This is a genomic window from Fontibacillus forbon, from assembly GCF_046559655.1.
Lineage (GTDB): Bacteria > Bacillota > Bacilli > Paenibacillales > Paenibacillaceae > Fontibacillus.
In genome coordinates this window covers 137880-159911 of the sequence record NZ_JBKGFV010000006.1, presented here as the reverse complement: position 1 = coordinate 159911, position 22032 = coordinate 137880, and the positions used below count along the sequence as shown (strand labels likewise).

Below are 22032 nucleotides of genomic sequence, written 5' to 3'. Positions count from 1 at the left end.
AATCAATTAAATATTAGCTAATTTCTTGGAGGTTAATTCGGCAAATGTATGACACTTCGCCCCTCCAGCATATCCCAGTTGGGAGTGGGGACGTCAGTCCGATTTCTCCATTCGCGAAATACGCGGCTTAATGCGACGATCTCAAGCGGAGAACCGTCGACCATCCGGCTGACCGGGAGTAGATGATAAATTTTAAGAAAAAGGCGGAGCAGCTTGGGGTGACTCCGGATAATTTTCGCTTGTCCCGCTGGCACGAGGGGGTAATCGAGCGCTTCCAGCACACGGAAGCCTTCATCCATGGCCGCGACCATTTGACTCAGCAGCTTGTTGTCACCGGCGATCTTTTTCATTTGGCCGTCATGAATGAGGGTGCCGTAATTGATCGCCAAAATCGGGATGATATGATTTTTTAGCCAAGCATCGATATTCTCGTGGTAAACAAGTTTGTATTTGACCTTGGCAAAAGCTTGATCCAACTCCGCTCGAAAAGGAATGGAGCCATCCAGCGCACCGATTACCATCTGTACGCCGGCGCGGACGCTGACGATGCGACCGGGCTCCCGCCGACCGGCGCTAACCTGGAATCCGAAAGCGACATTTTTCCGGGTAGAGCTGTTCTCTTGAAAGTAAACCTGCATATCCCGGGCATCCGTATTATTGCCTACAATCACGATGTTGCTGCTCCGGTTTTCCGCCAAAATCGGCAGAACCGAAGGGAAGTCCGAATATTTCATGACCACAAAGATGAGATCGTAGATATCTTCCGGTTCCAGCGTCCGGATCACCCGAACAGGATCAACGGAGGTTTTGAGCTGGAAGTAGTGGCGGATGATCAGGCCGCTGCTTTCCAGTTCTTCCGCACGAGCCCCTCGCGCCAGTACGGTTACATCATTGCCTCCGCGTATCAAAGCATGGGCCAAATAACTGCCCAATACCCCTGCGCCGTAAATTAAAATCTTCATATTGCGATCCTCGCTTTCCGGATATTGAACATTTGTTGAATAAGTAACGTTTGTTGAATTATAATCACCTTAGCATCCTAGGGAATCACGGATCAATCGGTAAAATCGCCGATTCCGTTGATAATTCAACACATACGCCCGAAATGTTCAGAAGTAAGAGCGGGGAGGAAGGATTATGGATAGACGAATCATGAAAACGCGGCAGGCGATCTTGGAAGCTTTTATCGGGTTGCTGGGGGAACAAGGGTTTGAAAAAATAACGATACACGAAATCGCGGACCGGGCGAACGTGAACCGGGGAACCGTCTATTTGCATTTTACGGACAAATTCGACTTGCTGGAGCAGTGCATTGAAACTTATTTGCAATTCTTGTACGAAAGTTGTCGGCCGGATGGGGATCCGAGCTGGGTGTCCGCAAAAACGCAACTACTGCGCACTTTTGAATTTATAGAGCAGCACGCTTCCGTCTATTCCATTTTGCTGACGAGCAAGGGGGTACCGGCCTTCCGGAACCGGATGATGGCGATGGTGGAACAGGGAATCGGAGAGCATATCCGAAGCTGCGGCATAGGTGCGGGAGTACAGCCCGAGATTCTGGGCCAATTTCTGTCCAGTGCGATTGCCGGCCTGGTGGAATGGTGGATTCTCCAATCGATGCCTTACTCCCCGGCGGAAATGGTGGAGCAATTGCAGGTATTGTTGGAGCGGAATCTGCTGCTTGAGAGTAAAACAGGATTATAGTTTACTTGCTTTGATTACAAAAGTTACAGGGAGCATCTTTGCTTTTTTTGCAAAGTCACTGTTATCGCCCCGCGTTTGCATAAGATCATCATCAGATTGCTCAATCATTTCCTCAAGGACAAATCCCGCTTTGGAGAGCGCGTTCACATAGGTTGATAGTTTACGGTCCGATAAGGTCAGCGTGCTGTCCTCAAGGGATACCGAATACCAGGATTCATCGAAATAACATTTTTTAAAAGCAAGCATATCATTTTCAGCAACCACACATTTGTGGATAGGGTGAGACCAACTGAAAATAAATGCGCCGTCTTTTTTTAGATAAGAAGCGATCCGGCTAAAAGTCCCCTCAAGATCGGTGGTCCAGCCGATGGCATACACCGAATAAACGAAGTCAAAATAATCCTCCGGTATACCGCATTCTTCTTCCATGGGAGAACAGATCAATTTGGCTGAAAGACCGCAGGATGTTAAAAGTTGCGCTGTCTTTTCGAGTTGGTTTTCCGATATATCCATGCCCCATAGTTCAGATGCTTTGCGTTCCCCCAGATATTGCAGGGACTGACCGCTTCCACAGCCCACTTCCAGTACCTTTTTTCCGGAGACATCGCCAAAAAGCTGGCATTTTTCTTCCGAGACAAATGCTCCATAGAGAGGGAGCGCGGTCGCTCCCAAAATTTCATTCCCTTTTGTATCCCAAAATAGGCTGTTAGTTTTATGTATAGAATCATTGTCCATGTCGACCGAGATGGCACGGCCCACTTCACCAGCGCCTATAACGTTTGTTCTATAACCGGAATTCTTGTCCATGCGGTAGCATCCCCCAATATAAATAATATGAGCCGTAACGTATATCTCGACTTGCGCGTTATCCCAATAACACTTATCGAACACGAACACTCAGCGGAATAACCCATAGAATAATCTACCATCTACCTATGAATAAATCCACCCAAAACCTTCCATACAACGAACATTTGATCCCGCAGATTTGACCGGCCCAAATCATGAAATGAGTAAAGAATTGGAGAGGCCGAGAAGTTAGACATTGAGGATTTGCCCCTATTGACAATCTGACTACTGCGTGTTACTTTGTAGTAGTAGTAAGTAATACTTGATACCAGTCATACAGAATAGTAAGGGGTGATTGTGCTGGAAAACCTAACGGAAATGCTCAAAGGCGTGCTTGAGGGCTGTGTCCTTGAAATTATAAGCCGCAAAGAAACCTACGGCTACGAAATCACGCGGCGGCTGAACGCCCTCGGCTTCACAGATGTTGTGGAGGGAACGGTGTACACCATCCTGATCCGGCTTGAAAAAAACAAGTTGGTGGAAATCACCAAGAAGCCCTCCGACATGGGACCGCCGCGAAAGTTTTTCGCAATCAATGATGCGGGGCGCGAGGAACTGCGGAGGTTCTGGGAAAAATGGGAGTTCGTATCATCAAAAATGAACGAGTTAAAGGAGAACAAACTATGAACTTTTGGGAAAAAATCACCGGCAGTGACATGACTAAAGAATTCAAAGGTTTTGAAGCGCGAGTCAAAAAGCTGCCGGCCGACTATCAAGCGGCATGGGAACAAATTAATGTCAATCTGTGGCCGCACTCCGACTTTACCGGCCGCAACCTCATGCCAATTCTTGACGGTGTGCTTGGCCTGCTGGAAGAAACAGCGGCGGACGGCCAGAGTGTTCAAGAGGCTTTGGGTGACGATATCAAAGGCTTCTGTTCAGCGCTGGCCGGCGAAGAAGGGGCGAAGTCTTACCGCGACAAGTGGCGCGAGCAGCTCAACAGGAATATCGCCAAAAAATTAGGCAAATAGGAGGATGATCAAATGAAAATACGGGATATGATCGAAGGCAAAAAAGAGTGGCGGGCACACGTGGCGCGCGTCAAAGCGCTCCCGCAGGATTATCAGATTGTTTATAAAGAGATTCAAAAATATCTCTTTAAGGTCAGCCCTGTGGAGTTAACCGAAGGGACGGGTTTGCTCTCAGGAATTGTCGATCTTTTTGAAGAGGGCGCTGCCTTGGGGAAAGGCGTGCTCGAAGTGACGGGTAGTGACGTAGCGGCTTTCTGCGACGAGCTAATCAAAGATTCAAAAACTTACGGTGATGTTTATCAAGAATCTGTTAACCAAGAAGTTAACAAGGCTATAAAAAAGGCTGCGGATAGAACAAAGTAAAAAAGTGAGTTTCAGATTTAAATAAAGAGGAGGGAAAATAACATGATGGAAATGTTCAAAAAAATGATTGGTGATAAGAAAGAGTACAAAATGATGATGGCACGGGTGGATGCCTTGCCGGAGGACTACCAGTTTGTATTTAAGAAAATTCAAACCTACATGTGGAATTTCTCGGCGGGCAACGGAATGGATATGCTGCAAATGCAGTATGAATTAATCGATTTGTTCGAAGCCGGTGCGGCGGAAGGAAAACAAGTGCTGGAGATCACCGGGGAAGACGTGGCATCCTTTGCCGATGAGCTAGTGGTCAACGCTAAGACCTATATCGCCAAGTATCGTGAAGATTTGAATCAAGGTATTCTGGAACGATTGAGAAAAAAGTAAACTCGCTAGAACCTACCGTAGAACCTACCGACTGAATGGCTGGTTACGAATGTGAATTGCCACCTTCGCTATTCAGTTTTATTTTAACTCGGTAGTAAGTGATACAGGTTACCAGTCACACTAAATAGTTGTTTATAGGAGGAGAAAAGGATGAGCAATGCAGCGATTTCCGTAAAAGGGCTAAAAAAATCCTTTAAAGACAAGGAAGTCTTAAAGGGCGTGGATTTTGAGGTGAAGCGGGGTGAGATATTCGCCCTGCTCGGCTCCAATGGCGCGGGCAAGACGACGATTGTAAGAATCCTTACCACGCTGCTCAAACAGGACGGAGGCACCGCTACCGTAAACGGATTTGATGTTGCGTCAAAACCCGGGAATGTGCGGCATGCGATCAGTCTGACCGGGCAATTTGCCGCTGTGGATGAGATATTAACCGGGCGGGAAAATCTGATCATGATTGCCAAGCTTCGGCATCTGGATCATCCGCGTCAGGTTGCGGACGATTTGCTGAAACGTTTCGGCTTAACTGACGCGGCCGACCGTAAGCCATCTACTTATTCGGGTGGTATGCGCCGCAGGCTCGACATCGCCTTGAGCCTTGTGGGAAAACCGCAAGTCATTTTCCTCGATGAGCCAACCACCGGGCTTGACCCCGAGGCGCGTATCGAGGTTTGGAAGATTGTAAAAGAGCTAGCGGACAGCGGCACGACGGTATTCCTGACCACGCAGTATTTAGAGGAAGCCGAGCAGCTTGCCGACCGAATTGCCATTCTGCACGAGGGCAAGATTATTGCGGGCGGTACGCTCGCAGAGCTGAAACAGCTGTTCCCGAAAGCGAAGGTAGAGTATGTTGAAAAACAGCCGACATTGGAGGAAATATTCCTCGCAATCATCGGTAAAAAGGAGGCCATCTAATGGAGACGGCAAAAAAACATTTTTTCAGCGATATGAGCGTGATGCTCGGACGTTCCATGCGCCATATTTTCCGCAGTATGGACACCATCTTCACCGTCTGCATCACTCCGATTGCAATGATGCTGCTGTTCGTTTATGTGTTTGGCGGCGCCATCGAAACCGGTACGGATAACTATGTGAACTTCCTGTTGCCCGGTATACTGCTTATGGCTATTGCCAGCGGAGTGGCCTACGTGGCTTACCGCCTGTTTTTGGATAAGCAACGGGGCATCATTGAGCGGTTCCACTCCATGCCGATTGCGCGTTCCACTGTACTTTGGGGGCACGTGCTGACCTCGGTGGTATCCAACGTCATTTCCGTTGTCGTCATCATTCTCGTAGCGCTCATTATGGGTTTTCGATCATCGGCGGGGGTACTGTCTTGGCTTGCCGTAGCCGGTATACTCGTGCTGTTTACGCTGGCTTTGACTTGGGTCGCGGCCATTGCCGGACTATCCGCAAAAACGGTGGAAGGGGCAAGCGCTTTTTCTTACCCGTTGATCTTCCTGCCATTCATCAGCTCGGCATTTGTGCCGACCGAGACGATGCCGACTGTCGTTCGCGTCTTTGCAGAAAACCAGCCGGTGACGTCTATCGTAGAGACCCTCCGTGCACTATTGTCAAATCAACCGGTAGGCAATGATATCTGGGTCGCTTTAGCGTGGTGCTTAGGGATCATGATCGTCGCATATCTATTTGCGGTGCGTGCGTACAAACGGAATGCAGCTTAATGTTTAGCTAAACAGGAGACGATAGTTTAATAAATCAGCGGCAGTCCAGGACTTTATTATCCAGTCTAGGGCTGCCATTTTTGTATATTTTTTTCGGACACCTCAAAGGTTGTGACTTTTTTCTTTGATACAGAGGGCTTCGGGAGTTTACTGTTTATATTATACTGACTGGTCAAAATAAAAACAGAAAGAGAGCGGATTATGCCCAAACAAGGAATGGAGCCTGTACGAAGAGCAGAAACCATTAACGCCACCCTGGAATGCATTTGCGAACACGGCATCGATCGGGTCACCCTGGATATGGTCGCGGCCAAAGCGGGATTTTCAAAGGGAATCGTCGCTTACTATTTTAAATCCAAGAAGAATCTGATTCTCGAAAGCCTTAAAGCATTCTTATCGGCCTATAGTCAAAAGATTGGTTCTTCCATTAAAGAAGGCATGCCTCCGCTGGAGATGGTAAGAACCGTCGTGGAGGTCGCCCTTCCTCCGGTGACTGGCACAAGCCAAGAAACGATCCAGGTCTCCACGCTGGAAGGGGCGGAGCACATCCGGTTACCCCAGGAAAGGATCGCGAAAATATTCATTCAATTTATCTCCATGGCCGCGATCGATGAGGAACTGAGAAAGGTAATGCTTGAAACGTATGCCCGGGATATAGAAGGGATCTCGTCGTTGATCCGCCATGCCCGAAAGGCAGATTCGACAAATGCACTTGCTGACAAGCACGCAGCGTATGCTTTGCTGGCGATGATTTACGGGTTGAGTTTCTTTCGGACTCATGATTTTATGCCCGTGGAGCGCACGGATAACAGGGGAATTGCTTTTGATTTTATTGATCGACTGTTCGGGACTTGAATCAAATTCAAAGGGGATATGAAGAAATGCCAAATGGAGTATTTCTTTCCGTGGAAGGGTTAAGTAAAAATTACGGTAACCTGTCGGCAGTAGACAAGGTAAGCTTTTCGGTACTTAAGGGAGAGGTTTTCGGGTTGCTCGGGCCCAACGGGGCCGGGAAAACCACCACGATCAACATGCTGTGCGGCCTGCTTAAGGCGGATGCCGGACATATGGCGTTTGACGGAATTCCCATGTCCACCGGCTATCCTCGGATCAAAAGCATGATCGGGTTCTGCCCCCAGGACATTGTGATCTGGGAACAGTTAACGTGCCATGAACAACTAAAGTTTGTCGGAATGTCCTATGGACTATCCCCGAAAGCCGCCGGACAAAGGGCCGAAGCTCTTTTGGAGACTCTGGGGCTTGCGGGTAAACGGAATAAGCTTGCGGGGACTCTATCGGGAGGCATGCAAAGAAGGCTGAATGTCGCCCTGGCCGTCGTGCATGACCCGAAGTTGATCATCCTGGATGAACCGCAGGCCGGGCTTGATCCGCAGAGCCGGATTCTGGTGCGTGATTTTATAAGGCGACTGGGCAGTCAAAGAACCGTCATCCTTACCACCCATGACATGGACGAAGCCGACCGTTTGTCGGACCGGGTAGCCATTATGGACCACGGAAAAATACTCCGGATCGATACCCCCGACAAACTTAAAGAAACTTCAGGGGCGGGAGATATTTTACAGGTGAGAATCAGCGGAATCCGTGAGGATGAAATCGGCAAGCTGCTGGATTCTTTTCCGCCCGTTTTTAAGGACAAAAAGGTATCCGACGGTCTGTTGCTGCTGGGCGCAAGCGATGTGATGGAGCAAATTCCCTTGGTTAACCGAACGTTAAAGGCTTTTCACGTCCAGATTGAAGACATGACGATCAGGAAGCGTACGCTGGAAGATGCGTTTATTTCTTTGACGGGAAGGGGGCTTCGCGAATGAAACTGGCGGCGTCCGTCATCAAAACCTTTAAAGAGAATATCAGGGATTGGAAAGTGCTTGCGATGGTGTTGCTGTTTGCTCCGTTCTTTTTGCTGATTATGTACCTCCTATATGGACGCGGGGCGACGACTTATGAACTTGGAATCCTAAACCTGGATGAGGGGAAAGCGTCGACCGCGCTGATCGAAATGATCGATCGGAAAAAGGGACCCGACGGCAACAAACTATTCAATATAAGCCACTTCGCAAATGGGGAAGAATTAGAAGGAAGAGTAAAAGAAAAAGTCATCGATATAGGCATGGTCCTTCCCCCGGATTATTCAACTCTGCCCTCCGTCGCCCATTTGTATGGAAGCATGAATAACGTACGGTATCCCGTCGCCGCGGTCATGGTTGCCGATGAAGTCCAGAAACAAGGGATGGCGGCCGCAAAGATCACGCTACCGATTACGATCTCCGAGACCTTTTTGGAACAACAACTCCCCACGAACGAGTTCGACGGATACGTCCCCGGACTACTCACCTTGGCCATCTTAATGATCCTTTTTACCGCAACCGCTTCTATCGTAAAAAAGAACGACAAAAAAACACTGATCCGCCTGAAACTCAGCCGTCTCGGCGCCTTTCATTTCCTTGCGGCGATCTGCATCGTGCAAGCCTTCATCGCTGTGGGCGCGATGGTGCTTTCCTATTGGACCGCGCTCGGTTTAGGTTACAGCCCGGCAGGGAATTTCGGTACGATTCTGCTGGTCGGCGTCATTTCCAGCTTGTCCATGGTTTCGATCAGTCTCGTCGTGGCGAGCTTCCTGAGAACGGTTTTCGATGTTCTAACCATCGGCTGCTTCCCTTTCTTTATCCTCATGTTCTTCTCGGGCAGCATGTTCCCGCTGCCGAAGCTGCATCTGTTTTCGATCCAGGGACATTCGCTGGGCATTACGGATATTTTGCCGCTAACGCATACGGTCAATGCCTTCAATAAAGTGCTGAATTACGGGGCGGGATGGAACGAAATTAAGTTTGATTTGTTTATGATTCTTATACTTACTTTGGTGTATTTTTTGGCGGGGGTGGGGCTATATCAGAGGCGGAGGCTTTCTCGGAAGTGAGGTTACACGGAATAGGACGATTGAATGATATCGCGTTGACCCGGACGCAACTAAGGAATGGAAAAAAGATGGCGCCTGGATCGATTTTGATCGGTCACGGGCGTCTTTTGTGATATCGTTTATGCGAATATCGCATAAAATTCAACTCTCTTTAATCGTATAGGATAAAATTGCCTCGGGGGAGTTTGACCAAGCGCTAACTTCTTACTTTAATAAAGGCACTTGAGGGCGAGCCAATGAAAAATATTATAGAAGAATTGTATTACGGGAACCTACGTCCCGAAGAACGGATTGTTCCCACGGACCCCGAATATCGAGAGATTAATAGAAAAAACTCAGAGTTGTTGGAGGAAGTTAAACGGAAATTTTCCGAGAGTGATTTTGAGATCCTTGAGCAAATCCTGGATTTGAACGGTGAGTCTAACTCGATGGTAACAAGTGAGGCTTTTGTTCAGGGGTTTAGGATGGGGGCTTTGGTTATGGTGGAGGTGTTTTTGGGGGAGGGGAAGGGGGTTAAGGAGTGAGATTGATGGGGCAGGCTTGGGAGAAAAAAGTGGATTTTGTGAATATGAAATCAGGGATAAGTATGTGCTTGCTATTATGTAAATAAGAAAGAAACAGGCCACTTATTCTCGCTACTCATTAGCGGGAGTTTTTTTGTGAGCAAAAAATTATTTGTTCGTCATTTTATTCCATTCATTGTAAAATAAGATTAGTTCTATAGGGCTAGAGGCTAGTTCAACAAAACGGTTCTAGTGATAGATTGTTCGTATATTTAGTTGTATTCTCGTATTTCACGATGTTTGTGAATATTACATTAGGTGAAATATCAGAAAGGAAAGTATGAAAGGACGACAAATAAAATGCCAACATTGAATAGAGCTAAAAAAAGAAGAAAAGCATTAGAAAAAATCATCAGTATTGTAGATAATTCAACACATTCGCTCGCTGTACATTATTCGTGTGAGAGCTTTTATAATATTCCAAATGGCAGGACACCTCGTATAACCTCGATAGCAATAAGATACTTGGCAACAGGACAAACAAAATCTTTTTCAATACACAAAGTAGCAGAACTTAATAATGTTCCATTTGAACAAATTGAAGACAAGTATAACGAACTTGAGAAAGAAATGTTAAATGATTACTATACATTCGTTCGCAATCATCGAACTTTTACATGGGTTCACTGGAATATGCGAGACATCAATTATGGCTTTGAAGCATTAGATCATAGGTTTTCGGTTCTCGGGGGCGTTTCTGAAGCAATTAGTGACGATAATAAAGTTGATCTATCAAGATATCTTGTTGATATTTATGGATTAAGATACATAGGACACCCACGATTCCAAAAAATTATTGAGAGAAATAACATAACAAATAAGGATATGCTCGCGGGTGCAGAAGAGGCAAGTGCATTTACAAACAAAGAATATGTTAAGTTACATCAGTCTACTCTAAGAAAGGTTGATTGCATTCAAACACTATTAGAACGAACTGCGGGTGGAAATCTGAAAACCGATTCAAAAATACTTGATAAATATGGATTCAGCTTTCAAGGGATTGCAGATATGATAAAGGACAATTGGATTATGGGATTAATATCAGCATTTATTATGTTGATTATTGGAGGATATATAGGATCTTTATTCTAGTATCTCAAAGATGTTTGATTCTTCAGATAGCACCTTATTCACGCGGTTGCTGACGATCCCTCAGTCCGCACGGGGAAATTCAAAGAAGTATTACGAGTCGAAGTCTGACAACCCGTTCGCTAACGCTCACTTCAGGCTCTCGGGTTTGTGAATGCAACAACGTTATTTGAAAGAATGCTTACAAAATAAAATGATTAAAATAGTGTAATTCAAAGAGGGGTAAACACAATGGCATCCTATTCATTTTTTGATTTAATAGATGAAGTATATAAAAAGGTAAAAGAACCTCTATCTGAGCGAGAGATATGGGATAAAGCAAAAGAATTAGGAATCGATAAGAAAGTTGGTAGTGTGGGTAAGACTCCATGGAAAACTATTAGCGCGAGAATGTATGTGAATATGAGAGATAATTTAAATTCAAAGTATGTTAAGGTTGGAAAACGTCCAACTCGATTTTATTTAAGAGAATATCAGGAAGAAGAGATTCCTTTAGAGATAGAGAAAAAATTAGAAAGAAAAGAGCAATCCGAAAAAAAACTTAATTTTAATGAACGAGATTTGCATCCTTTACTCGTGAAATTTATTAATGAAGATCAACACTTTAAAGCTTATTCTCGTACAATATATCATGAATACTCGCTTAAAAAGCAAAAAGGTGAAAATAAATGGATTCATCCAGATATTGTTGGAGTTTATTTTCCATTTGAAGATTTCGATAAATTGACCACTGATTTACAAAAATCACTATCAGTAAATTCGATAAAACTATATTCATTTGAGCTTAAAGTTAATTTGAATTTTTCTAATTTGAGAGAGTATTATTTTCAAGCTGTCTCAAACTCAAGTTGGGCTCATGAAGGTTATCTAGTTTGTTTAGAAATCAAAGATGATACGGAATTGATGAATGAGTTACAAAGGTTGAATAGTGCATTTGGTATTGGGCTAATCAAGCTTAATAGTGAAGTTGTTTCACAAAGTGAGATTGTATTACCAGCTAGAGATAGAAATGAACTTGATTGGACTACAATAGATAGACTAATTGGACTTAATGAAAACTTTAAAAAGTTCTTTATTCATATTACTGAGGATATAAAAATTGGAAAAGTAAAGAGTGAGTATGATCCTATTAAAACAGATGATGAGATGGATGTTTATTTGAAAAGTAAGAATTTTGGAGGTTAATTCAAGGCTGGCATTCCATCAGATACCACCGCATTCCTACTGCGAAACAATAAACTGCAAATTATCTGATTTTGATTGAACATCTATCAGGAAAAGTAAATAGTGAGGAAGAGTGCAAATTTTTCCTTTGTGAAGCGTAATATTCAGTGTATGAATTTTAAACGAAGTAAGATTACTTATATATTTATTAATTAACAATGACCTAGACTTAACACCTACCGTCGTGAAAGCCCTCTGGAGCTTAAGGGTTCTCGGGCCCCGTGAATACGGACAACGTTTTCTGAAACATCAGCCAAAATCTATTATTACTTAATTAGTAGGTGAATAGTTGTGCAATTTTATTCAAAAGTTGAATTAGGAGAGAAACTGAATAGACTGAGTAAGTTTATTGAAAAATACGCAGAGTCAAAAGATGAAAAAATTTTAATCGAGTGTAAAGATCTTCAAAAGCAATTTGTTGTTTTAGGTGAATCTGATGCTGAAGGTGCAATTGATCTTAATCACAAAATAATAATTTTAGAGAAAAGGTCAAGTAGCCTCATCAGTAAACGGTCTCTTTATACATATTTATTACTATCTATACTAGTAGTGTTGTATGCGGTACTTTATTCGTTAATAAACAGTACTGATATTAGGGTGTTTTTATCAATCTTACTAATAAGTATAATCGGAGCATTTACTTATTTTGTAACTGAACAATTAAATAAATCTAAAAATTATAATATCATTTTAAAGTTAACGTCTGCGGTTGTTATGGCTTTTATGATAAGCACGGTCTTTACGAAAGACGGTAAAACGCTTGAGGTATCTCAACCCCAATTACTATTTTTTATGATTGGTTTTAGTTCTGAACTTATGATCGAATTATTAAATAAATTGATTGAAAAGGCGAAAAAAATCCTTGAATAATTTTTTTAAACTTTCCTAAGGCAAGATATCAGATAACACATTATTCAAGCAGCGGGCTATCGTCTCTCGGTTAACTTTTGTATAATCATGGAATAAGTTCAGTCAACAAACACCCTAGCCTACGATAAGAGCTATCTAGAACTTCGGTGTTTCGTGAATACCAAAACAATATGCACAAAGCAAGGTGAAAAACTATGAATCAAAGATTAAAAGAGAAAATTATAGAATCTATAGAATGCCTAGAGGGTTTTAAACCATGTGGGCCTAGTAGTGATCCAGATGAGATCTCTAACGTAATATATGTTTTTTCTATTTTTATTAAAAAATTTAAGTATTACGCTAGTAGAATTGATGATGAATTTTTAAGAAAAACTATTGGTGACATAGATACAAGAGTTTCAACAATTTATGAAGTATATGATATCTTTTCTGATGTGAGACCAATAATGCAGGATGTAAAGGATTATATTTCAGAACCATCTTATTCTACACAAGCTAGCAATGATTTGTATGTATCGAGAACAATCATCACTTCTCTTTTGGATGTTAAAAATGAGAATTTTGATCTAAAAAAACTAGTACAACTATGTATCGAAATTAATTCGAACTATCATAAAGGAAATTATATATCAGTTTCACTATTAATTAGAGCATTGATTAATTATATCCCTCCTATATTTGATAGTAAGACTTTTCAGCAAGTAGTAGCAAACAGTTCAAGAAGCATTAAGGAAATTTTGAAACAACTTGATGAAAATTTACGAGATATTGCTGATTTCCATACACATCAAATTATTCGACGAAGAGAAGAATTACCCACGAAAAATCAATTAGAACCCTATAAAGGTAATCTAGAAATATTATTACACGAAATATTGATTAAGCTAACACAATGATGTGTGTTTACTTTGTCTAATACATCAGGGCTATCCACCCCTTGATGTCAGATGTATAATCATGGAAGAAGGCTTAGACAGCAAACGACCCAGCCTAGGATAAGAGATATCTACCGTTGGGTCGTTTTGTGATTATCAGAACGTTATGTGAAATCAAATTAAATAAAGTAATAAAGGAGTCCTTAATGATTAACCACCAAAACCATAAAGGGTAGTATATACTCGATTATTACAGTTATTGTATTTGTTGTTCTCTTTGGATTTATTGGATATTTGCTTTATGATATTGTAATCAAAGCAGGAACCAACAAGTTTTCTAAATATGACCTTAATTCAATCTATTGCAACATTAATTGGGACAGTTTTTATCGGGGGCGACTTTTCAAAATCACTTGAATATAAAAATAACAAAAGAATGGAAGAATATAAAACTCAAAAAGAAATTGCTTTAAGAATTATTGATTTAGCTGGCCTGATTATAAGGAATGAAGAGACTTTAAAAGCTACTAATCTAATTATTAATGAAAACTTAAAAGTTAAATTATTTTTTGATGATAAAGCAGTTCAGTATGTTAATGCAATTATTACAAACAAAGATCCAGATAACTATAATAATTTAATAGAACATTTAAAGAAATATTTCAAGTAATCAAATAGTTGATTCGATGAAGGCATTGACATCACATAACATGATATCCAAGCTGGGACTAATGATCCAATAAAATGAACAGGATGAATGAACTATAAAAGGGGGTAGCAACAAACATAGTGATAAAAAAAGAATCCGCTTTCCCCATGTCAGGGAAGCGGATTCCACCTTTTTACCAGATAAAATCCCCATGCTTCACCCACAACCTCACACACCAACAGCTACTTACTCCCTCAAACCCTACTCCGCTCTTCCCTCGATCCCCAACAACCGACTCTTCATCTCAATCCCGCCCCGATACCCTGCCAGCCCTCCATTCTTCCCAATCACCCGATGACACGGAATGGTGATCAGCACCGGATTGGCGCCGATCGCCGTGCCGACGGCGCGCACCGAAGTTGGTTTGCCGATTGCAAGTGCGATATCGGAGTACGACGCGGTTTGCCCGTACGGGATGTCGCAAAGCGCTTGCCAAACGGCTTGCTGGAACGGGGTTCCCGTTGCTTCGAAGGGGATGGAGAAGTCCGTGAGCTTGCCGAGCAGATAGGCTTCGATTTCATTGGCATAGGGTTGAAGCCGGGCTTCATCGCGGATCAGGGGACGGCCGGGGAAGCGGCGCTTCGCCCAGTCCTCCAGCTCCTGGATATCCGCTCCCTGGGAGCCGACAAAGCAGAGTCCTTGTTCCCCGGCGGCAACAATCAGGCTCCAATTTTCGTTAATGAGATGACTCCAGTAAATCGGGTCGTTTTGTCCCATATTAAAGTTCTCCTTTCGGTACGGAAGCGTATAAGGTTCGATAGTTGGCCGGCGTAAGGCCGGTGATTTTTTTGAACAGGGTAATAAAATAAGGCGTATTGGCGAGTCCGACTTGCTTGCCGATCTCCGCCACCGGTTGACTGGTTGTCAGCAAGCGGGATTTGGCTTGTTCGATCCTGACGTTCTGAATATATTCCACGGGCGTGCCCCCGTTCACTTTCTTAAACGTTCTGTGAAGGTGATAGGGACTGCCGTGCGCGAGGTCGGCGAGCAACTGCAGATTCAATTCCTCCATATAATGGTTGTCGATATATTCGGCCACCACCGAGATCCACTCCTCATCGGGAAGCCGCAGGCCGGTAGGCTTGCAGCGTTTGCAAGGGCGATACCCGGCGGACATAGCGTGTTCGGCATCCGGAAATACGGAGATGTTTTCCCTGTTGGGAGGCTTGGATTTGCAGGAAGGACGGCAGAAAATGCCCGTCGTTTTTACGGCGTAGAAAAATTTCCCGTCGCTAGCGGCATCATTCAGTATAATAGACCGCCATTGATCTTCCGTCACTTTAAAGTCGGACACTTAACTCACCTCCACGCTCATTATACCCCCTATCCTGAACATATGTACGCATTTTGGGATGAAAAAGCAAGATAATGAAATTGCAGGATGTTGGAGCTATAATGGAATAAATCAAGTCTGGCAGGGTAATTTTAACTAGAATATCCATTTCGAATCCCGGAGGAACCCGAACATGAGACAAAATATACAAGTCCCCTTTGGCTATGAACCGCCTGTCGCGAAGCGAAAAGGTACGTTAATCTATTACGATACTTTCGAGAATACGTCCGAAGCGGAGCTGGAACGCGCCGTTTCGATTTTGGAGGAGCGCTCCTTCAGCAAACTGGTGCTGTATCCCCTGCATGAGGAGACGGTAAGACGCATGTCCAAAGAGCCGGTACGTTCTTTTTTCAAAAGGGAGGACGAGCTTCATGACTGGCGGCGGGAACGGCAACATTCCGATATCACGGTGGAAGGCTGGGAGGGGAAACGTAAAAAATACACGCCGATCGACTCGGCGCTCCGTTTTTTGGCGGAAAAATATCCTTCTCCCTACTTTCTGTATCTGACGCCCGAAACGGCCAATTTATTCGCTTCCTTCTCTTCCTTTGAAGAGTGGATCAAGAACATCCGGCTAATCCTCTCGGAGGAACCTTCCGTTATTCATCCCCGGCTGCAAAAATACGCGAACCGCTGGGAAACGGCAGGAAGACATGCCGGTCAGGAGGAGTCATGAGACAAAGCAGAAAATGGTTGATATGCACGATGGCATTAATATTAATTCTGACGATCGCAGGCTGCGCATCCCGGAACTCGGCCACTCCCGAATCCGATGGGAACGGCGTGAACCAGGGCCAGAACCCGGATCCATCCTCCCCTTCCGCAAACGATCCGCAGCAGGAGGAGAATGCCGAACCGTCACCACCTCAAGAGGAAGCTACGGACCCCGTAGTCGACCAACTGGATCAGCTGACCACCGCCGAAAAGATCGGGCAACTGGTGCTGGTAGGAATGGTAGGGACCGAAGCGGATGAACATACCAAGGATCTCATTGAGACCTACCATGTCGGAGGCTTTATTTTTTATAAGGATAATATCAAGAACAGTAAACAGGCGTTGAAATTGTTCAATCAATTGAAGAAGGATAATAAGGCTAACCCGGTCCCGCTCTTTTTGAGCGTGGATGAAGAAGGCGGGCGAGTCTCCCGGATGCCGGGGGAATTCACCAAAATGCCGACCGCCGCCAACATCGGCAAGACCGGCAATCCGGAGGCAGCGGAAGAAGCTTATGGCATTATCGGCGAGGAGTTGGCCGGTTTCGGCCTCAATCTTGATTTCGCTCCTGTTCTGGATGTGAACAGCAATCCCGATAACCCCGTGATCGGGGACCGGGCGTTTGGAAATACGCCGGAAGTGGTTAGCAAGATGGGCCTCGCAGCAATGGAGGGCTTGAGCGACAAGGGAGTGATTCCCGTCGTGAAGCATTTTCCCGGTCACGGGGATACGTCGGTGGATTCCCATTTGGGGCTGCCGGTCGTTGAGCACGATCTGAAAAGGCTGAAGGAGCTGGAACTTGTTCCATTCAAAGCAGCGATCGAGGATGGCGTAGACGTCGTTATGATTGCCCATTTGCTCATGCCCAAGCTGGACCCCGATCACCCGGCATCGTTCTCTAAAGCGGTTATTCACGACTTGCTGCGGGAGGATCTCGGTTATGAAGGAGTCGTGATTTCGGATGATATGACCATGGGGGCCATCACTGAAAATTACAAAATCGAAGATGCGGCGGTAGATTTCATTGTGGCCGGGGGAAATATTGTGCTGGTCGGACATGACTACGAGAAGGAGCAAGCGGTGATCCAAGCGATTACCGAGGCCGTGGAGCAGGGTAAGATCAGCGAAGAGATGCTGGATGAGCGTATATACGCCATTTTGAAGCTAAAAGAGAAGTACCGGCTGAGCGATGAACCGGCATCCGGACCGGATATCAAGGCCATCAATACCGACATCAAGCAAGCGGTAAAAGAATACGGCCTTCAATAAATAGGCTGGCTGCGGGGCGCGGTATGGATAGCGATAGGGTGACGCCGAAAGTTTTTAACGGACACCACAGCCGTTAATCGGGACAAATCAGCCTCGGTAAAAATCTAACGGACACACGGACCGTTAATTTACCCAAAATGGGCCAAATTCACGGCAAAACCGCCAATTAAGGTCCGTGGCGTCCGTTAGAATCAAAAAGCACGGAAAATAGGCCGATTAACGGCCGCCATGTCCGTTAGAACCCGGGAGCTGCACAAACTGATCTTGAGTCTCGGAGTTGTTCGCCAGAATTTTAGAACCGCTCGTCAGAACCCGGGAACTGCTCATCGCACCTTTAAGTAACTTTCGCTATTTCCTTACATATGCCAAATAAAAAATCCGATCAGCGAGGTGCATATTGAAACTCGACAAGATCAATTCGCCCATCTTCCCCTACGGTGACGCCCTCCGCTTCCAGGTACATTTTTTGCAGGAAAAAAGACTCGTCGTCCCGGATGGCAATTTCTCCTTTTGCGTTAATGACCCGGTGCCACGGCAAAAGGTGTTTACTGCTCATCGAATGCAAAATCCGGACGACTTGCCGTGCCGCGCGCGGGCTGCCCGCAGCTCTGGCGATTTGTCCGTAGGTCATGACTTTTCCTTCGGGAATGGACGATATGACTTCAATAACTTGAGCGGTAAACGGCTGCATGCGGGCACTCCTTTAAGCGATATAAGTTGAATTATAGAATAGAATCGAGGTAAACTATGAAACCTATTTTACACTCCGAACGCTTGATATTGAAAGTGCTGGACGGAAGGAATGCCGCAGAGGTCCTGGAATTTATGCTGCGGAACAAGGAGTTCTTCGAACCGTGGGAGGCGGTGCGGAGCGAGGAATTCTTCACCCTCGCCTATCAGGAGGATTTGCTGGTTAAGGAGTTCTCCCAATTCAGAAAGAGAGAGCTTTATAAGCTATGGATGTTCCGGAAGGAGGAGCCCGAAAAGGTGATCGGCTCCATTGCGCTCAGCAATATCGTGTACGGAGCATTTCAGTCCTGCCATTTGGGCTACCGGATCGACCAGTCGGCGCAAGGCCGCGGCTTGATGACGGAGGCGGTGGCTGCATTGGCGGATTACGCTTTCTCCGAATTGGGACTGCACCGGATCGAAGCCAACATCATGCCCCGGAACAAGGCTTCGCTCAAAGTGGCGGAAAAGGCGGGCTTCTATCACGAAGGTCTGGCGCTGCGCTATTTGAAAATCAACGGAATTTGGGAAGATCATATTCATATGGTGCTTCGGAATGAAGCGCTCGAGGGGTGAGCCGGAAATGGACGTGATTATCAGGAACATCAGGGAAGAAGACGCGGAGGCTTTTCTGGAGCTGTGCCTTACTCTAGATAAAGAGACGGAATTCATGCTTCTGGAGCCGGGGGAACGGCGTATCACCCCGGAAGAACAGCGGCAGAAAATTGCGGCGCTGCTGGCGGCAGACCATTCGATGATTTTCGTGGCCGAAGCGGATGGGCAACTGGCCGGTTACTTGGGAGCTTACGGTTCCTCCTATCAACGTAACCGGCACTCGGTTTACCTGGTCCTCGGCATCCGGCAAGCCTTTTCGGGGCAAGGCGTGGGCACCCGGCTGTTCACCGAACTGCAACGCTGGGCGGAAGCGCGGAACCTTCACCGGCTCGAACTCACGGTAATGGCGCACAATGAAGCGGCAATCGCCCTATATAAGAAAGCGGGCTTTGAAACCGAAGGCATCAAGAAAGATTCCATCCGCTTAGGCGACCGCTTCGTCGATGAGCTTTATATGGCCAAGCTGCTCCCGTCGTAACAATCATCCGCATTCATACGTATATAGGCTGTAAGTATGGTGAAGACATAGAAAAGGATGAACAGACGGGAGGAGAGCAAAGTGCAGCAACAGCTTCGGCAATTAGGCTACCCCGCCAAACTATTTTTATATGCGGTTATGTTTATAGGTACCGTAATCGGGATGAAATATGTGGTTGAAATCAGGCTGCCGTCCGGAGGAAGGCCGCCGTATCTGTTCTTGGTCTGGAATACGTTTTTGGCCTGGATTCCGGCCGGACTTGCCATCTTCTTAGATTTGATCAGTCTCATGAGATCCCGGCTGCTCAAGGGTGTACTGTTTCTATCGGTAGGTCTCATCTGGTTTTTCTTTTATCCCAATGCAGCTTATTTAGTTACGGATTTATTGCATCCGTTCGCGCGTTACCCGATCTCCTCGCAGGGCAGATTCTGGTCGGATATGTTGTTCTGGGACCATCTGTACACGGTGCTTTTCGTAGCCTTGCTAGGCTTGGCGCTGGGTTCGGTCTCGCTCGCTTCGGTTCACCGGCTGGTCCGCAATGCGCTCGGTAGCGTCGCAGGGTGGGTTTTTGCGTTTGCCGTACTGGCGTTCAGCAGCTTCGGAGTTTATCTGGGCCGCTTTATCCGGTTCAATAGCTGGGATATTTTGCGTCATCCCGTTCAACTGCTAAAGGATATTGCTCTGTATTTCACGAATATGGATAACTTGAGTCATGCGATTCATTTTTGCAAATGGATGTTTCTGATCACCTGCTTCTGCTATGTTCTGCTCTATTTGTTCGGTGCGATGAGAGGCAATCCGGTTACAATCAAAAAGGAGACAGATCATGGAGAAACTAGTACATTTCCTGCAAGAAAACCAGGCTAAATATGAAATCATATCCCATGAAAGGCCCATTGCATCCGCCCAGGATGGCGCCGACCTGTTCGGAATCGAGCTGGGTCAGACGGCTCCCGCACTGATCGTAAAAGGCGATGACGGATATGCGGCGCTGATCATCTCGGGGGATTATGGACGAGTCGATTTTGCCGAGGTTGCGCAGAAAGCCGGTCTTGAAAAGCTCAAGCTGGCGAAGCCCCGGGAGGTGGTTGAGGCCACCGGATTTTCTATAGGGAGCGTCCCCCTGATCGGACACGGATTGCCGGTCATTCTTGACTCCAAGCTGTTCAGGTATGAATGGATCTTTGGCGGCACCGGGGTACCGGAAGTCACCTTAAAAATCAACCCGTCGGAAGTGGAAAGATTAAACAGGGTGATAGCCCGCCTCTAATTGGATACTAAGCCCGTTGGTTTGGGTAATGATTATCAGGATTCCCGAGGTATTGAACAATCCGGGAGGTAGATCTTGATGCAATCATGGATCCTTTGGGTGAATGGCGCCGCCCTGATCGGGTTGGCCTTTCTTTTTTATGTGCTGGACAAACGGGTAACCAGCCGGGTGATTTTGCTCGCGCCGATTCTGATTTATGTGGCCGTCTCCCTGGAGGACCTCCTCGGCTGGGTCGATTTCGGGGCGGTGTTCCAATCCGATGCGGTTTTGCGGTGCATTATCTTGTTGTTTGTTCTAGGTTCCGTCGTGTTTTATATTTTGTACATTTTCCGCAGAATCGCCGATTCCGCCGTGAAGCGGGAAGTCAGCTTGAAGTCGGCCGTCGTCCGGATCAGTATCGCCACGCTGAGCTGCATCATTTTTTTTACGGTTGTGTATACCTCGATCTACAAGCTTTTTAAAGGCGGAAGTTTTGCCGGAGAAAACTTGGGCGAAGGGACGCTTTCCCAATTCATTACGTTTTTCTATTTCAGCGTGGCCACATTCACTACCGTGGGATACGGCGATGTGAGGCCGGTGGACAATACGTCCCGATTGGTCGTCGTCATGGAGATATTTTTCAGCTTCATTACGGTCGCTTATGCGCTTTCCATGATCGGGGTGTTCCGGCAGATCTTCATGAAAGAAGTGAATCCCAACGCATCCGACAATACGTTAAACGATCGGGAATTGGAAGAAGACGAAGGGGTATAGCTGATGATATAACCCGAGAGGAGACGATCAGGTATGGATTTGCGGAATAGCTTGAAAGAGAAATTTCCTACGCTCGAAAGCGAACGGTTACGGCTGAGAAAAATCGGAGCCGGTGATGCCGAAGCGCTTTTTTGCTGCATTAGTGATCCTTTGGTCCGCCGCTATACTTCCTTTCAACGTGGAACGCTGATGTTTCCGGCCCGGTTGTTCCGTTATTTTGATGATACGTACCAAAGCATGAGGGATCTTCATTTTGCGGTTGAGGTAAAGGAGACGGGGGGCTTGATCGGGGTGTGTTCCCTGCAATTCTGGGTACCGGAAACGGGCAAAGCCAGACTGGGTTATCTGCTCTCTCCGGATTTCTGGAATAGGGGATTTGCGACGGAGGCGGCCAAATCGCTATTGAAGTACGGATTTCAAACGCTGAACTTGAACCGGATCGAAGCGAGGTGCAGCGTCGACAATCCGGCTTCGGAACAAGTTTTGCGCAAATGCGGGTTTTCGCTTATCTCGGATGAGGAGGCGTCCGGTTCTCTCTTTATGAACAGCGGCTCCGGAGGACCTTTAAGATTCTATGAATTAGTCTCTCCGGTATCTCCTGAAAAGCGCGAAAGTATTTGTTACACAAATGAAATATACCTGTGATCAATCCC

Annotated in this window: 29 protein-coding genes; 24 read left to right on the top strand and 5 right to left on the bottom strand. The window is 45.8% G+C overall.

Features of this window, described 5'->3' with window-relative positions:
* Positions 1 to 32: 32 nt before the first annotated feature.
* Complete coding sequence (locus ACLB09_RS21905) at positions 33 to 962, bottom strand: ketopantoate reductase family protein (protein WP_410771976.1); 930 nt, start codon at positions 960 to 962, stop codon at positions 33 to 35.
* 175 nt (positions 963 to 1137) lie between these two features.
* On the opposite strand from ACLB09_RS21905, the gene ACLB09_RS21900 reads away from it, so the two are divergent.
* A complete protein-coding gene (locus tag ACLB09_RS21900; RefSeq protein ID WP_410771975.1) occupies positions 1138 to 1704 on the top strand; it encodes a TetR/AcrR family transcriptional regulator in 567 nt (188 codons plus the stop codon).
* On the opposite strand, the gene ACLB09_RS21895 is transcribed toward ACLB09_RS21900, so the two are convergent.
* The gene (locus tag ACLB09_RS21895; RefSeq protein WP_410771974.1) at positions 1699 to 2511 is read right to left on the bottom strand and encodes a class I SAM-dependent methyltransferase; all 813 of its coding nucleotides are present in this window, start codon (positions 2509 to 2511) and stop codon (positions 1699 to 1701) included. The two genes, ACLB09_RS21900 and ACLB09_RS21895, sit on opposite strands and share 6 nt — an antisense overlap.
* Before the next feature lie 360 nt (positions 2512 to 2871).
* On the opposite strand from ACLB09_RS21895, the gene ACLB09_RS21890 reads away from it, so the two are divergent.
* The 15 genes from ACLB09_RS21890 to ACLB09_RS21820 all read left to right on the top strand — a co-directional run bounded on the left by ACLB09_RS21890 (position 2872) and on the right by ACLB09_RS21820 (position 14179).
* Positions 2872 to 3180: a PadR family transcriptional regulator gene (locus ACLB09_RS21890; protein ID WP_410772116.1), complete on the top strand. Its 309-nt coding sequence runs from the start codon at positions 2872 to 2874 to the stop codon at positions 3178 to 3180.
* The gene (locus ACLB09_RS21885; RefSeq protein WP_410771973.1) at positions 3177 to 3524 is read left to right on the top strand and encodes a DUF1048 domain-containing protein; all 348 of its coding nucleotides are present in this window, start codon (positions 3177 to 3179) and stop codon (positions 3522 to 3524) included. Before ACLB09_RS21890 ends, ACLB09_RS21885 begins: the two co-directional genes overlap by 4 nt.
* Positions 3525 to 3536: 12 nt before the next feature.
* Complete coding sequence (locus ACLB09_RS21880; RefSeq protein WP_410771972.1) at positions 3537 to 3887, top strand: DUF1048 domain-containing protein; 351 nt, start codon at positions 3537 to 3539, stop codon at positions 3885 to 3887.
* A gap of 42 nt (positions 3888 to 3929) precedes the next feature.
* The gene (locus ACLB09_RS21875) at positions 3930 to 4271 is read left to right on the top strand and encodes a DUF1048 domain-containing protein (protein ID WP_410771971.1); all 342 of its coding nucleotides are present in this window, start codon (positions 3930 to 3932) and stop codon (positions 4269 to 4271) included.
* A gap of 150 nt (positions 4272 to 4421) precedes the next feature.
* The gene (locus ACLB09_RS21870) at positions 4422 to 5183 is read left to right on the top strand and encodes an ABC transporter ATP-binding protein (protein ID WP_410771970.1); all 762 of its coding nucleotides are present in this window, start codon (positions 4422 to 4424) and stop codon (positions 5181 to 5183) included.
* On the top strand, positions 5183 to 5953 hold the full coding sequence (locus ACLB09_RS21865) for an ABC transporter permease (RefSeq protein ID WP_410771969.1): 771 nt from the start codon (positions 5183 to 5185) through the stop codon (positions 5951 to 5953). Before ACLB09_RS21870 ends, ACLB09_RS21865 begins: the two co-directional genes overlap by 1 nt.
* A gap of 201 nt (positions 5954 to 6154) precedes the next feature.
* Positions 6155 to 6808 (top strand): TetR family transcriptional regulator, encoded by a 654-nt coding sequence (locus ACLB09_RS21860; protein WP_410771968.1) that lies wholly within the window; start codon positions 6155 to 6157, stop codon positions 6806 to 6808.
* Between the two features lie 26 nt (positions 6809 to 6834).
* Positions 6835 to 7782, top strand: coding sequence for an ABC transporter ATP-binding protein (locus tag ACLB09_RS21855; RefSeq protein WP_410771967.1), 948 nt, complete (start codon positions 6835 to 6837; stop codon positions 7780 to 7782).
* Positions 7779 to 8888 carry an ABC transporter permease gene (locus ACLB09_RS21850; RefSeq protein WP_410771966.1) on the top strand — a complete coding sequence of 370 codons (1110 nt, stop codon included), beginning with the start codon at positions 7779 to 7781 and terminating at the stop codon, positions 8886 to 8888. Before ACLB09_RS21855 ends, ACLB09_RS21850 begins: the two co-directional genes overlap by 4 nt.
* A 236-nt stretch (positions 8889 to 9124) precedes the next feature.
* Entirely contained in the window at positions 9125 to 9412 is a 288-nt protein-coding gene (locus ACLB09_RS21845; protein ID WP_410771965.1) for a DUF6809 family protein, read from the top strand.
* Positions 9413 to 9751: 339 nt separating this feature from the next.
* On the top strand, positions 9752 to 10543 hold the full coding sequence (locus ACLB09_RS21840) for a hypothetical protein (RefSeq protein WP_410771964.1): 792 nt from the start codon (positions 9752 to 9754) through the stop codon (positions 10541 to 10543).
* A gap of 228 nt (positions 10544 to 10771) precedes the next feature.
* Entirely contained in the window at positions 10772 to 11725 is a 954-nt protein-coding gene (locus tag ACLB09_RS21835) for a COG2958 family protein (protein WP_410771963.1), read from the top strand.
* Positions 11726 to 12055: 330 nt separating this feature from the next.
* Positions 12056 to 12634 (top strand): hypothetical protein, encoded by a 579-nt coding sequence (locus ACLB09_RS21830; RefSeq protein WP_410771962.1) that lies wholly within the window; start codon positions 12056 to 12058, stop codon positions 12632 to 12634.
* Between the two features lie 194 nt (positions 12635 to 12828).
* On the top strand, positions 12829 to 13530 hold the full coding sequence (locus ACLB09_RS21825) for a hypothetical protein (RefSeq protein ID WP_410771961.1): 702 nt from the start codon (positions 12829 to 12831) through the stop codon (positions 13528 to 13530).
* Positions 13531 to 13852: 322 nt separating this feature from the next.
* A complete protein-coding gene (locus tag ACLB09_RS21820) occupies positions 13853 to 14179 on the top strand; it encodes a hypothetical protein (protein ID WP_410771960.1) in 327 nt (108 codons plus the stop codon).
* 240 nt (positions 14180 to 14419) lie between these two features.
* On the opposite strand, the gene ACLB09_RS21815 is transcribed toward ACLB09_RS21820, so the two are convergent.
* Together ACLB09_RS21815 and ACLB09_RS21810 are read right to left on the bottom strand one after the other, a co-directional pair.
* A complete protein-coding gene (locus tag ACLB09_RS21815) occupies positions 14420 to 14935 on the bottom strand; it encodes a methylated-DNA--[protein]-cysteine S-methyltransferase (protein WP_410771959.1) in 516 nt (171 codons plus the stop codon).
* Position 14936: 1 nt separating this feature from the next.
* On the bottom strand, positions 14937 to 15512 hold the full coding sequence (locus tag ACLB09_RS21810) for a bifunctional transcriptional activator/DNA repair enzyme AdaA (protein WP_410771958.1): 576 nt from the start codon (positions 15510 to 15512) through the stop codon (positions 14937 to 14939).
* 172 nt (positions 15513 to 15684) lie between these two features.
* Here ACLB09_RS21810 and ACLB09_RS21805 point away from each other — a divergent pair, with 172 nt between their 5' ends.
* Both ACLB09_RS21805 and nagZ read left to right on the top strand, forming a co-directional pair.
* Positions 15685 to 16227 (top strand): hypothetical protein, encoded by a 543-nt coding sequence (locus ACLB09_RS21805; protein WP_410771957.1) that lies wholly within the window; start codon positions 15685 to 15687, stop codon positions 16225 to 16227.
* A complete protein-coding gene (gene nagZ / locus ACLB09_RS21800) occupies positions 16224 to 17534 on the top strand; it encodes a beta-N-acetylhexosaminidase (RefSeq protein ID WP_410771956.1) in 1311 nt (436 codons plus the stop codon). Before ACLB09_RS21805 ends, nagZ begins: the two co-directional genes overlap by 4 nt.
* Positions 17535 to 17916: 382 nt before the next feature.
* On the opposite strand, the gene ACLB09_RS21795 is transcribed toward nagZ, so the two are convergent.
* Entirely contained in the window at positions 17917 to 18225 is a 309-nt protein-coding gene (locus ACLB09_RS21795; RefSeq protein ID WP_410771955.1) for an MGMT family protein, read from the bottom strand.
* Between the two features lie 56 nt (positions 18226 to 18281).
* Between ACLB09_RS21795 and ACLB09_RS21790 the strand changes: the two genes are divergently transcribed.
* The 6 genes from ACLB09_RS21790 (at position 18282) to ACLB09_RS21765 (ending at position 22024) form a co-directional block, all read left to right on the top strand.
* Positions 18282 to 18839 carry a GNAT family N-acetyltransferase gene (locus ACLB09_RS21790; RefSeq protein WP_410771954.1) on the top strand — a complete coding sequence of 186 codons (558 nt, stop codon included), beginning with the start codon at positions 18282 to 18284 and terminating at the stop codon, positions 18837 to 18839.
* Between the two features lie 7 nt (positions 18840 to 18846).
* Positions 18847 to 19356, top strand: a complete 510-nt coding sequence (locus ACLB09_RS21785; RefSeq protein WP_410771953.1) for a GNAT family N-acetyltransferase — start codon at positions 18847 to 18849, stop codon at positions 19354 to 19356.
* Between the two features lie 81 nt (positions 19357 to 19437).
* The gene (locus ACLB09_RS21780; protein WP_410771952.1) at positions 19438 to 20223 is read left to right on the top strand and encodes a DUF1361 domain-containing protein; all 786 of its coding nucleotides are present in this window, start codon (positions 19438 to 19440) and stop codon (positions 20221 to 20223) included.
* Positions 20183 to 20626, top strand: coding sequence for an aminoacyl-tRNA deacylase (locus ACLB09_RS21775; protein ID WP_410771951.1), 444 nt, complete (start codon positions 20183 to 20185; stop codon positions 20624 to 20626). The genes ACLB09_RS21780 and ACLB09_RS21775 overlap by 41 nt, the downstream gene beginning before the upstream one ends.
* Before the next feature lie 78 nt (positions 20627 to 20704).
* Positions 20705 to 21379, top strand: coding sequence for a potassium channel family protein (locus ACLB09_RS21770; protein WP_410771950.1), 675 nt, complete (start codon positions 20705 to 20707; stop codon positions 21377 to 21379).
* Positions 21380 to 21412: 33 nt separating this feature from the next.
* Entirely contained in the window at positions 21413 to 22024 is a 612-nt protein-coding gene (locus ACLB09_RS21765; protein WP_410771949.1) for a GNAT family N-acetyltransferase, read from the top strand.
* Positions 22025 to 22032 lie beyond the last annotated feature (8 nt).